Genomic DNA, 12,552 nt, shown 5'->3' on the forward strand with positions numbered 1-12,552 from the left:
GCGGTTGCTCGGCGTAGTGTGGCAGGCGAAACGAGTCCGGATGTCCGCGTGGGGCGAGACGGCCCTGTTTAAAGCACAAGGAGGGGAGCATGCACCGTCAAGTGGGGCTGGTGGTGATGATCGCGATCAGTATTGGCGGCTTGATCGTCGGATTTTCAAGCGGGGCCAAGGAACGCGAACCGGAGAGCGGCGCGGCCGTGCGAGTACCGGCCATCCAGGTGACGGATTATCTCCATGCGGTAATCGAATCGCATCGGACGTTCTACACGGTGCAGGTCGTCGAGCGGCTGCAACAGAAAGGAGCCATGGTGGCATCGCACAACTGGCGCACGGCGCCCACGTTGCCGCTGCCCGCGCAATTCCTCATGGAGGCCAATGACCTGGGTGCGAACACCGGCAGCCGGGTCCGCTACAAACTCATCAGCCGCTGGCCGATCAACCCACAGAACGCCCCGGCCTCAGAGTTTGAAAAGAAGGGACTCGAGGCGATCAAGACGACCCAGGATCGGCCGTACGCGGGGATCATGACAGTCGGCAAAGAGAAATGGTTCACCGCGATCTACGCCGATCTCGCGGTGTCCCAAGCCTGCGTCGGCTGCCACAATTCCAATCCCCAGAGCCCCAAGCGCGACTTCAAGCACGGCGACGTCATGGGGGCCGTCGTGATCAGCATTCCGGCAGAGGGGTAACGGACGAGCCAAGGCCTTTTTCGTTTGGCTGTCACAAATACATCAACGCAAGGCCTGACCCTCTGGACGCTCCTTCGATGTGCCGGCTTGATGATTCCCGAAGCGCTTGAGGATCGAGAAAGCACCTATGTCCCGTGTATCCGATTCAAATGTTTGTGTTGCGGGAACGTCATCGATCCGCTCATTGCCAAGCACCGCCAGTTCGGGGCGCCGCCGATGGGACCACGGCCCCGCCACTAACCGTTAGCTGCCCGGCACCTGTCAGTTTTGACCGCGTACGCACCCCATTGATTGGTAGTAAGCACCTGTCTGCCATATCATTCAGAACTATTGAAGTTGATGTGTCGCCACATATGAGCAAGCATCGGCGCATACGCCACGCGCCACGAGGTATTTAATGCGATATGGCCGCCTCATTCTCTTCCTTCTCTGCCCCATCGCATTTCTGGCCGCTCGTCATCCAGCGGTTGCGGATACGGTTCAGGACATCACTGTCGCTGGACAAATCAGTAGCTTGGGCGGGGGCGTGGTTGGAATGAACCTATCCGGCCCTGGGCTCACGCTGCAAACCAGTGCATTTGAGATCTTCACGTCCGGTCCCTTCGTCCAGCCCGGGACTCTTGTTGATTTGAGCGCCACGATCACCGGGCCAACCACAACGGACACCGGCGGGCTCATTAGTGGTGTGCGATACGAAGCATCGGGGGTCAAGCTAAACCTCTTGGCGGTCCCTGCCCTCGCCCAAAGTTCACCTGACGGCTCCCAGATGCGAGTGCTGGCCACCCCTGTTAGCATGGAGGGCACTATCCAAGGCTGTCTTCGTGAATGTGGCGGAGGGAATCCGTCCTTTAGCCTCCCCCTAACCGGGCAAGGAACAGCAGGCGGAAGTTTGGTTCTTATCACCGATCCCTCAAATCCTCACCATGGCCAGTTCGAACTTCTCGGCGCGAGTTATAGCCTTCAACCTGCGGTGGTCCCTGAACCGTCATCCTGGCTGCTCCTCGCTCCTGGCTTGATTGCGTTACATCTCTTCAGGAAGCCATACAGGAAGACTGCTAGATGGGCAAACAGAACCAGCCGCGAACATGAACATGAAATGGTGGGAAATACGTTTCATCACTTCGTGATGGTCATTCTCATCTCTTTTTTGGTCGCCCAGAGCGCACTTGCCGAGAGTCTGATAACAGACACGATTGCATTGACGAGTGGAACGGTTACGGGAACGTTCTTCGGGACAGGCCCGTCGGCCGGGGATGCCCAGTTTCACCTCTTTGGTGATCCTCAGTTTCTCGTTAATTTTGGTGGTCAGTTTGCCTTGACGCACTCATCCAATGTTTTCTCGCTCGGCAGTCCAATCGATCTCAGCGGACGCTTCGGATCCGCGACGGCAAATGTGTTCATGTATCGAGGGCAACTGTACGGTGATATCGGCCCAGTCGGCACGGGTATCGGGGGTCAATTGATAACATCTGCAACGACAGGGATTGACCCCGGGGGCGGATGCGGTTTCCCGCTGCCGCACACCAATTGTTATAACGCGCAGGTCCCCTTTGTGATGTTTGGCCAAGCCACAGGCTTTGCTCTTCATCCACCATCACCGGTTTCCGGTCCTCCTCCCGAATTGGCGCTCACCCTGATGGGTCGCGGGATTGCAACGGGCCTTTTCTTCTTAAACGATGCCGGGCAACTAGTGCTAGGGCAGGTACGCTACGATTTCACACCGATCCCGGAATCTTCCACGTGGCTGCTGCTTGGGGCTGGGCTGTTGGTTTTGGTATTCGCGCGATATCGCCCCTTTTTTCCACTTCGCCACATCGTGCATCGTTTTATCTTGCTGATATCCGGTCTGGCGGCGCTCTCAATCTTGGGCTTTCGCCGGCGTCGGCATGGGGCTTTGAAGGGAAGTGCCACGGCATTGCTAATGGCTCTGATCGTACTTCCTATCCTTCCGGCTGAAGCGGTCGATATTACGGTGAATGGGTCGGTCAATCCTCTCGGTTGCAATGGCGTCGTCTGTCCAACATCGCGGTTCACGTTGGCAGGGCAAGACTTCTCATTGGTGTCCACCCCCGTGACGTTGAATCCTGCCGATCCATTCACGCATGGTCAGGAGGTCGACCTCGGCGGTACGCTCTTTGTTCCGGGTGGAGCCACGCTGACGTTTGAAGGGGTAAAGTATCTGCCCGGTGGGTTCGATGCCGAGATCGGACGGAATTTCGGGTCGCTCTCCTTTGTGACGCCGCTGGTGCCTATCCCTCAGAATCCTGGCCGCACTTTCGAATTGAGTTCGACGGCGTTTCTATCGGCAACCCTTCTGGGTCTAAATCCAACGACTAACCAAGAAGTCACATTCAACCTCAGCGGTTTTGGGACGGCTACGGCAAACTTCTTCGGTCCAGTGCCGAACCCCATTAATCCGTCGGCGGGCAGTGTGTTCCAATTAAGCCGCGTTGACTATACGATCGTCGGCACACCAGAGCCCCCCACATGGGTGTTAGTGGCTTCGGGTTTAGTCGCGCTCACACTGATTCAGCGGGTAGGGGAAAAGATTATTCTCTTCCTCATGCCTAAGAAAACCGTCGCGAACCAACCACCGGACTGTGCATGAGATGATGTATGACAACAAAGATCGCGTTGTCTGTCGTCTCGCTTGCACTGCTTAGCGGGGCTTTTGTATCGATCTCTGGGCCGTTAGAAGTTCCTGCGTTAGAACTTCCGATGGGCGGAACGATTGATGCCCGACCCTGTAGCGGCTTTGGACAGTGTCAGATTCGAACACAAAACGGTCTTGCACTCGCAGGGTCGGATTTCACGTTGTCGTCCGCCCGCGAGGTTTAGAAACTCCTGCGTTGTTGCTATCAAATCCAATTTCAGGATTCAGTCCTGCCATATTCAATCATGGACAGGACATGAGCTTAGGAGGAGTGATAGACCTTATTTGAGAGTTAAGGAGAGTCGGGTCTTGCGTTAATGCATCCTGATCCGGATTTGATTCGAGCACCGTACGGAGTATAGCAGTCCGGAACCCGCTCCTCTTCCTGATGGACGCCGGCGCCGGCGTTGCGCTTGCGAGGATGCGATTTAACGAGAGATGAGTATTTCGTCCGCTAGGCCGCTTGTGATGAATGAAGGGAAGTCGTCCGGCCGGATCGAAAAGGCCGCCACTCAGTTTGATCGGGCGTCCAACAAACTCAACGCGCGATTCAGCAAATCCCGGCCGGACACGCCGTCGTAGACGGACCCGGAGACGAGCTGCACGGTGAGCGATAAGCTGAGTTCCAGGTCGGCGATGGAGCGTTCGAGGTGCCGCACCAATATGCGGCCTTCATCGGCATCAAACCCGGGCAGCATGACGAGGAAACGCCCTGGCCCGTATCGGCTCATACGGCAACCGGGCTTTGGGATCATGCTCTCAACAGTCTGAGTCGTTCGTCTCACGCATTCCTGTGCCGTCTTTTCCCCGTACTGTTCGACGAATCGACCAAAGCCTCGCAGGTCGAACGCGACGATGACAAACGGTTCCCCCTCGCACGCCACCCAGGTCTGATCCAACAATTCCGCAAAGTACGCTTCGGTTGGAAGCCCCGTAATCTCATCAAACTGCCATTGCTGTTCTTGAAGTGTCACCATACGAAGCACAGCCTCAGAGGCAAGGCGGATGATCGAACCGGCGCATTTCGGCCGACTCTCGGACGGTACGGGACTAAAGCTCAAACAGTTTCGGTCACATCGCGTCCAGAACAAGAAGAGCAGAGGGGATGCCACTCACTTTCACAACGGGTTGCACGTGCGGAGGGTCACAAAACTGAACGTGCCCCACCTTTTTTCGCGCCCGTCCGTGTGCTCTGCGCTTATCGGTTGGGCCGAGGAATCGGCAGCGTGATAGTCAGCAGGGCGTCGTTAAGCCGGAGCGTGTCAGCGTCGGGAAACGCCCTCCTTAAGGCGAAACATAAGGAGCCGGCCGGCTTGAACGATTGTTTCAGCGACCGGCCGACAGGCGGCCGCCGCTTAGCGATCAGCCGGTCTCCTTGAGCCGAGGGAGGTCTCGAATGCCATGGGGGATGCGCGAAGAGGGGCGAGAAACTGGTCGTAGACCCGTTCGATCCGGCGAAACAGCATCCGCTCATCGAATTCCCTGATCGCCTTCTCTCGCCCCGCCGCACCGAATCGTAACCGTTTTTTCTCATTCTGGGTAAGGTCGATGATGGCTGCGGCGAGGCGTTCGGGATCATGAGGCGGGATCAGCAATCCCGTCACCTCATGCTCGACGGTCTGGCGGCATCCACGGATATTCGTCGCGATGCAGGGAAGCGCCATACTGCCGGCCTCCATGAGCGCCCGTGGAAATCCTTCGCGGTGGGAGGGCAGCACAAACAGATCCATCGCGGCGTACAGGTCCGCGATATCGGTTCGAAAACCCAAAAACTGTGTCACGTCCTCAATCCCCATGTCGACAAGAAGCTTTGGCGAGAGGTGATCTTTTTTCTCAGTGTCCGCCCCGCCGACGAAGACGAACCGCGCGGCCGGCACGCGTCGCTTCACGCGCTGGATGGCTCTGCACAGGTCGACGTAGCCTTTTTCCGCCACGAACCGGCCAACGGTGCCGACCAGAATGTGATGCGGACTCACGCCGACAGCGGCACGGATGGTCTCTCGCCGTTGCGCCGTGTAGTGGGTTCGATCAAAGACGGTGATATCGATGCCGTTGCCAATCGTTTCGATCCGATCTTTGTCGCACAGTCCTGCGCGAACCGCGAACTCGACATCCTCGGGGTTTTGCGAGAATACATGATGGGCTGGTGCCAACTTGATCCGGTCCAGTAAGGGATAGAGTTTCGTCCAGGTGCCATCCATATGGCTGGAGAAGTACAGGCCGTGCACAGTGTGGAACCTGATCGGCACGCGCGCCAGGAGGGCCGCATACTGCCCAAGTAAGCCACCTTTCACGGTATGCGTGTGAACAATCGTAAACCGCTCACGGCGCATGGCGCGGATCAATTGCCACACCGCACGCAAGTCCGACCACGGCGACATTCGGCGCGTGAACGCCGGGATGGCGATATGGCGAATCCCGGCACGCTCAAGTTCACCTACATGAGGCCCCGGTGCCGAAACGCCGTAGACCTCGAACCCGGCATCCCGATAATGACAGAGTTGATTCAGCAGGAGATAACGAAGCGAGCCATCTATCACGGTGACGTGCGCGAGCTTGCCACGCCGCACAGATCCTGATGCCGGCCATGTCTCGGGCGAGGAATGCTGGAGGCTGTCCTGGACTGACATCAAAAGACCATTCACCAACAGGGCGCGCGATGTAGTGTGCAACGCCTCCGATAAATCGCCCAGTATGAAAAGGGGCAAAGCCGCGTAGGCCGATGACTCTCGGCAATTACCATGACGACGCGCTCCTCATTCCCATCGCGCCTTGACATCCCCTCCTGATTCCGATATCTCCTCGTGCCTTTCGGTCTTCATTCCATCCCGGCGTGGCATCACCTCTATCGGCTTGGACGGCAAAGCTTCGTTCCTGGCAGCAGCACGCGTTTGGCGCGTTTTGCGCCGCAGGGGCCACCGACTTTCTCGCGATGGCGACTCCCGGAGCGGGCAAAACCCGCTTTGCCTTGCGCGTGGCGCACGATCATCTCCTTCGTAAGCTCGCTTCCCGCGTCGTCGTCGTGTGCCCGACCAATCATCTTCGCCATCAGTGGGCGCGGGCGGCGCACGAAGTCGGGCTCGATCTCGATCCATTTTTGACGAACGAGCAGGGTCGCGAGCCGCAGGACTACCATGGCGCGGTCGTCAGCTACCAGCAAGTCTGTCTGAATCCGAAGGCGTATCGGGTCGCCTGCAAGCAATCCTCCACGCTTGTCATCTTCGATGAGTTGCACCATGCGGGTGATGGGAAGGACTGGGGACAGGCGTTGCGGGACGCCTTCGAATCGGCCGTGCGCCGACTCGCGCTGTCCGGCACGCCGTTTCGCACCGACAGCAACCCGATTCCCTTCGTGCGCTACGTCAACGATCAAAGCGTGCCGGACTTTGCTTATGGGTATCGCGACGCGCTCAGCGAACGCGTGTGTCGGCCGATCGTCTTTCCAACCTATGAAGGGGAGTTGAGCTGGGTCTCTCGGGGGCGGGAAGTCACGGCGCGTTTTGCCGATCAGTTGAATCGGCAGCGGCAACAGGAGCGGCTGAAGACGGCGCTACTCAATGATGGATGGCTGAATCGCGTCATCGCGGATGCCGATGCGGAACTCCTGCAAATCCGAAAGAAAGATCATCCGGACGCGGGTGGATTGCTGATCGCGATGGATCAGGACCACGCGCGTCATGTCGCGCAGCAAGTGAAAGCGATCACCGGCGCCACGGCCCGGGTCGCCGTGTCGGACGATCCATTGTCGTCCAAGACGATCGATGCCTTTGCCCAGAGCCGTGATCGCTGGCTGGTCGCCGTGAACATGGTTTCCGAAGGAGTCGACATCCCGCGTCTCCGTGTCGGCGTCTACGCATCGAACGTCCAGACCGAAATGTACTTCCGTCAGGTCGTCGGCCGGTTCGTGCGCATGCAAAGGGAATTACCCGCCTCTCAACGTGCCTATCTCTATCTACCAAGCGATCCGCGGCTGGTCGAGTATGCCGAGGCGATCAAGGCCGAGCGCGATCACGTGCTGTTGGAGCAGGCCCAAGCCGCGCCCAGGACCCTGTTCGATCAGATCCCGTCCTCCGGTACAGAGACGTTCCTGCCGTTGAGCGCCGTCGCGCTCCCTGGAGGCCGGATCGGAGAAGAGCCGGAGGTGGAAGTGTCGGCACCCGTGACACCCGAGGAAGGCCCCCGGTACGAACACAAGGAGCAATTACGGCAGATCCATAAGAATCTCGTCGGCAAAATTGCCCGCCGTGATGGTATCGAGCATCGCCGCATCAACCTCGAGCTCGTGCGCCGTACGGGCAGCCGCATCGATGATGCGACGGTCGATCAATTGAAGCGACGAATCACCGTCCTAGAACGCTGGCTCGAGCGCGGCTATGACGAGCGGCGATGAGCCCATGTACCGAGAACCGTCCTCCGCCGACACCCCGCCTCTACTCGGTTGACAGCAAGGTCCGGCGTCGTGTCGAATAATGGCGCGAACGAGGGAGGTCGTCATGCCGAACACCAATTCGTCGTTTTCCCCTTTGACGCGGTCGCACCGCTTTCGCGCGCAGATCGAGAAGCTCGAGTCGCTGACGACGCGACTCCGAGGGGATGAACGTGCCCTTGAGCAGTTCGATGCCGAGACGGAAGAGTTAATCGCCGAGACGTTCGGCGGCGGCGACGAACACGTCGAAGCGTACAGGTACGCCGTCGTGGGCGACGCGGAGCAGATCGTCAACCTCCCGGAGTCGGCACAGGAGCCCGCCGCCCAAGATCTCCCGAAGAAAGCGATCCAGCAGCGCCGGCAAGTGCTGGAGGGCTGCTTGACGGAACTTGTCGACAGTGAGGCCGACGAGGCGGTCGTGCTCACGGGAGAAGATTCGGAAGATCCGCCGTCCAAGAGCTGACAGGATGTTGAGAAAGGGGCCGCCAGCTTCCATTGGGCGCTCACCATCTCGCCGGCGCGCACAAACGTGGCGTCACTTATCCGTGACGCCGTGCGCCTCACTGCGGCCTTGAATGGGATGGGGCGCGTCTAACGGGAAAAGAGCTGGTCTTGGCCAGCTTGGGGTTGGGCGGGTGAGAAAGAGCGCCTGGGGCGGGCGGGTGAAAGAAGACCGGCCTTTTTGAACATCCTGCAGTTACTAGGGAACCCAGGAGCGCACAATGGCTTTGTTTGGCGCAGTCTCAATCATCGCCGGCATCATCGGGTTCGTGGTCCTGTTCAAGGGACAGCGAAGCCGACGAGGCCTGTCACGCTAAGCGATAAGGCAGTCAGCCTTCTGATAGACCGGCTTCATCCTGGTCTTCGGGCAGCTCGATCGGGCCGGCCCACTGACCGCCTGTCACGTTCACATCATCGAACGAACCATCGGGCCATTGAAAATACCCGACCTGATCCACCTCTACGACGATCGGCGAGGGGTCGTGGTAGGTACCGCGATGCCAATACCACCCCGGCCGGGAGGGCTTCTCATTCGACCAGACCAGCTTACGAGCCAGATGATGAACGTCTCGTTTCGCCATCACTGAATTGAATCCCTTCTTCTCGTCATTCCGCGGCAACCCGGTCCCTGCCGGATGACGCCGCATCCACGGGACGAAAATGCCGCGGCAGCTGGAACAGGGCGTCCGAAACCGGACGAATCCCGACGTGCCGATATTCCACCACCCAATGGTCGTCCTTCTTCGCGAGCTTCAACGGGAACCGAATATCGGCTGCATACCACTGGTAATACACCTGCTTGGTGTGGCTGGGCCCTTCGAGCGTCGTCACTTCATAAAGTGTCGTCTCGTGACCGTCAACGACCTCGCTCCCAATGGCTTCCCTCGCGATTTCGCCGTCCAGCTGCTCCGTCACCTTCGGCTCCTGACTCGCATCGAACGGCACGGTTTTGAAATGCCGCAATGCCGGCATGAGCAGCCACATCAGTTGCTTGTCTTCTCGGGCAATCGTGATGCTCACCGGGCCGGTCGCGTTGTGCTCGACACGCCACCGGTCATCTCGGTAGTAGATCACCGCGGTCCGTACGCGACCGTCAATCCGGGTAATCCGCTCAGCGGTGAATTCGAGGGCTGCCACGGGCAGCGGCAGGGTCATTAACAAGAGCAGAACGACCAGCGACCAGAGCGTCATGACCATGGTGCCTCCGTTTCTTCGACTCTACCATCTCGTCAGTGCGCCACTGAGAGCGGCCACCTGCGCGGCTGATGTCGGAAGCGTCTGATACGCCCGACGCTTCTCCGGTCTTGTCACGCCTCTCTTGCCTACGTAGAGCACCGCCAGACTCGTTTTGCACGGGCCATCCGCGCCTTACTGGCCGGCCTTCTTCTCGACCCCGAAGTCGTGCAGGCTATGAGGTCGCGCGCGATTCGAGGCGCACACCGACGAGCTTGGTGCCGACTTTCCTCCACTGCGCGCAATCGGACGTGGTGCACGGCAAGTCCGTACGAGTCGTTCCGACATCGTGGCCTCGCCAGCGGTCGACAGTGCTGAACGGATTTTTCTGATAGTTCCGTCCGACCCACGGGCGTAACAATCAGGCCACCCTAGGGGACTCCTGTAGGGGTGTGGTAGCGCGGGGAGTCATGCGAGAGGTCGGGGATGCGACAGGCGAGCAATGAACGCTGACTCCGAATGGTGGTGGAAGGCGGTCCTGCAGGTGTCCCTGCTCCTGGCCGTCCTCCTGTCCATCGAGACATCGGCGGCCGAACCCGTGAACTTGCAACAATACGATTTGGCATTCTCGAAAGGGATTTTGAAGTTCAACCAAGGCCGGTACGATGAAGCCCAGATCTTGTTCACGCAAGCGCTCGACGCCAAGCCCGGCGATCCGGACGCCACGTACTATCTGGGCCAAGCGCTGATTCGCACCCGGAATTACGCGGCCGCCGAGCAGACCTTCCAGCGATTGGTGGACAGCGAGCCGGCATCAGGACGCGGGCGCCTCGGCCTCGCGATGGCGCAGTACTACCAAGACAAGCACCGCGAGGCGCTCAGCAATCTCAGCGCGGCGGAAACCGCGTTGCCCAACGATCCGCTCGTCTACTACTTCCAAGGGCTCGCCCACATACGACTCGGGGAGTTCGAGCAGGCGCGCGGGCCGTTGGCCAAAGCCATGCAGCTCAGCCCCGAGCTCTCCCCCGAATCCCATTATCAGCTCGGGGTGGCCGAGTACGGACGCGGCCGCTACGAAGAAGCGGTGACGGAATTCGAGACGGCGGTGGCGGCGGAGCCGACCTCCGAGGTGGCCGAGTCGGCGCGGCAATACCTCGTGCAGATTCGGGAAGGCGGCGATGCGACGGCGCGCCGACGGCTCGATCCGACCTTGCCCCGCGCGGCGGTGACGCCGACTCAGCCGAAGCGCTGGGATCTCACGTTCAGCACGAGCGTGCAATACGACACGAACGTGGTCTTGCTCCCCCTCGGCGTGCAGCCGCCCGGCGGCTCCTCCGGCATCTCGCAAAAAGGCGATTATCGAACCGTGCTGACCGCGCGCGGGGAATATCGCGCGATCCAAACCGATACGTGGACGCTCGGCGCCGCTTACGGTTTCTATCAGAGCTTTCATCACACGTTGAGCGGCTTCGACGTGCAGGACCATACGCCCTCGATCTACCTGCAGCACCGGATCGGCCGCTTTCAATCGCGCGTCGATTATTTGTTCGACTATGTGACCGTCGGCCGTGATCCGTTTTTGATCTCCAACGCCATTCGGCCGGTCTTCTCCGTGCGCGAAGGGACGAACTGGTTCACGCAGCTCCAGTTGGGCTATCAGAACAAGGATTTCAAAGATGATCGATTTGCGCTGAATTCCTTCCGCGACGGCAAGAACTGGTTGATCGGCGTCAGCCAGTTCTATCATTTTGCGGAGAACGCCGGGGTCGCGCGTGTCGGGTACATCTATGACACCGACCGGACGGGCGGGGGATCGCGAAGCGTCGCACTCACCCCGAGCAACGCGGATTGGGACTATACCGGCCATCGCTTCTCTTCAGGCGTCCGGTTTCCGCCTCTCTGGACGCTCACAGGCGATCTCACCTTCGACTACTATCGACAGAATTACGACAACGCGAATTTCTTTTCCCCCGGCGGGAGGACGGTCCGCCAGGACAACATCTACATCGTGACCGCGGGCGTGTCGCGGCCGCTGACGGCGAATCTCCTCCTTGGTGTGCAGTACAGCTTCACGCGCGATCAGTCGAACGTCCCGCTCTTCAACTACGAGCGCAGCGTCTTCTCCCTCACGCTGAGCGGCAGCTTCTAAGGTCTCCATGCGTACCGGCACCCCGAAGGCCAGCCTCCTTGCCGCGATCCTGCTCTCGCTGACCGCGTATGCGGCAGAGGCCGCGGAGTCGGTGGGCATCGTGACGGCGCTCGAGGGAAATGTGTACGTCGGCCGAAGCGATGAAATACGGCCGGTCCGCTTGGCGCCGCAGGCTCCCATCTATGCCAACGACGTGATCGAGACTCAGGCGCGATCGCGTCTGCGCATTCTGTTTCAAGACGATCATCTGCTCACCGTCGCTGAAAACACCCGCGTCGGGATCCAGGCCGGCAGTGACGTCCACCTGTTCCTCGATCACGGCACGCTGCGGAGCTCCGTGGCCGGGAATGGTCGCCCGCGCCGCACCCCTGTCGAGATCATCACGCCCCACGCGGTCATCGAGACGCAGGACGCCTACTTTACGCTCTGGGTCGAAGAGGAAGCGCCGGCCCTGACGGTTCGCCCACCGGAGGGAGCGGCGGCGAGTGATCGGCCGGTGCCAATGCCGCCGGCCACCATGCCGATGGGGCAAACCGGCTTGGCAAACATTGGAACGCTCGGCGAGGTGACGATCCGGTCTCAAGGGGAGACACGGGTCGTCGAGCCGGGCCAATTCATCGTCGCCTCGCCCCGGACACCTCCCCCGCCGGCCACCGAACTCGGCATGACGCCGCCGTTCGTCGTGGCGGAGCGAATTCGAGCGACCGCAGTGAAAGAGACGCCTCGCGCGGAAGGCGCCAAGGAACTGCTGCGGGTCGTCGGCGGTATGGACGACATCCGTCTGCTTCCCGGGGCCACGGGCGAATCGGCCGCACTCGCCCAATCCCGTCTCTTAGGCGGACAGATTCAGACGCGCCAGATTTTGATGACCCCGCCATTCCCGGTCGGGCAGGCACAAGCGCCGCCTCCGGCGCCAGTCCCTCCGCCGCCGCCGAGGCCCCTGCCACCTCCTCCACCACCT

General features: G+C 60.0%; 10 protein-coding genes. 6 read left to right on the plus strand and 4 right to left on the minus strand.

Features of this window, described 5'->3' with window-relative positions; translation table 11 throughout:
* The first annotated feature begins 89 nt into the window (after positions 1 to 89).
* Together AC1U7K_RS07485 and AC1U7K_RS07490 are read left to right on the plus strand one after the other, a co-directional pair.
* A complete protein-coding gene (locus AC1U7K_RS07485) occupies positions 90 to 689 on the plus strand; it encodes a Tll0287-like domain-containing protein (RefSeq protein WP_480250423.1) in 600 nt (199 codons plus the stop codon).
* Between the two features lie 397 nt (positions 690 to 1,086).
* A complete protein-coding gene (locus AC1U7K_RS07490; RefSeq protein ID WP_480250424.1) occupies positions 1,087 to 3,297 on the plus strand; it encodes a hypothetical protein in 2,211 nt (736 codons plus the stop codon).
* A 557-nt stretch (positions 3,298 to 3,854) separates the two neighbouring features.
* Here AC1U7K_RS07490 and AC1U7K_RS07495 read toward each other — a convergent pair.
* Positions 3,855 to 4,319, minus strand: coding sequence for a diguanylate cyclase domain-containing protein (locus tag AC1U7K_RS07495; protein WP_480250425.1), 465 nt, complete (start codon positions 4,317 to 4,319; stop codon positions 3,855 to 3,857).
* A 378-nt stretch (positions 4,320 to 4,697) separates the two neighbouring features.
* On the minus strand, positions 4,698 to 5,912 hold the full coding sequence (locus tag AC1U7K_RS07500; protein WP_480250428.1) for a glycosyltransferase family 4 protein: 1,215 nt from the start codon (positions 5,910 to 5,912) through the stop codon (positions 4,698 to 4,700).
* 263 nt (positions 5,913 to 6,175) lie between these two features.
* Between AC1U7K_RS07500 and AC1U7K_RS07505 the strand changes: the two genes are divergently transcribed.
* Together AC1U7K_RS07505 and AC1U7K_RS07510 are read left to right on the plus strand one after the other, a co-directional pair.
* Entirely contained in the window at positions 6,176 to 7,732 is a 1,557-nt protein-coding gene (locus tag AC1U7K_RS07505; RefSeq protein ID WP_480250430.1) for a DEAD/DEAH box helicase, read from the plus strand.
* 103 nt (positions 7,733 to 7,835) lie between these two features.
* Positions 7,836 to 8,231 carry a hypothetical protein gene (locus tag AC1U7K_RS07510; RefSeq protein WP_480250432.1) on the plus strand — a complete coding sequence of 132 codons (396 nt, stop codon included), beginning with the start codon at positions 7,836 to 7,838 and terminating at the stop codon, positions 8,229 to 8,231.
* Positions 8,232 to 8,598: 367 nt separating this feature from the next.
* On the opposite strand, the gene AC1U7K_RS07515 is transcribed toward AC1U7K_RS07510, so the two are convergent.
* Complete coding sequence (locus AC1U7K_RS07515) at positions 8,599 to 8,850, minus strand: hypothetical protein (RefSeq protein ID WP_480250434.1); 252 nt, start codon at positions 8,848 to 8,850, stop codon at positions 8,599 to 8,601.
* A 25-nt stretch (positions 8,851 to 8,875) separates the two neighbouring features.
* The gene (locus AC1U7K_RS07520) at positions 8,876 to 9,466 is read right to left on the minus strand and encodes a hypothetical protein (protein WP_480250435.1); all 591 of its coding nucleotides are present in this window, start codon (positions 9,464 to 9,466) and stop codon (positions 8,876 to 8,878) included.
* Positions 9,467 to 9,944: 478 nt separating this feature from the next.
* Here AC1U7K_RS07520 and AC1U7K_RS07525 point away from each other — a divergent pair, with 478 nt between their 5' ends.
* Positions 9,945 to 11,591 (plus strand): tetratricopeptide repeat protein, encoded by a 1,647-nt coding sequence (locus tag AC1U7K_RS07525; RefSeq protein ID WP_480250437.1) that lies wholly within the window; start codon positions 9,945 to 9,947, stop codon positions 11,589 to 11,591.
* Positions 11,592 to 11,598: 7 nt separating this feature from the next.
* On the plus strand, positions 11,599 to 12,552 hold a 954-nt coding region (locus AC1U7K_RS07530; protein WP_480250438.1), incomplete at its 3' end, for a FecR domain-containing protein.

It is taken from the genome of Nitrospira sp. Vd2, assembly GCF_979581665.1.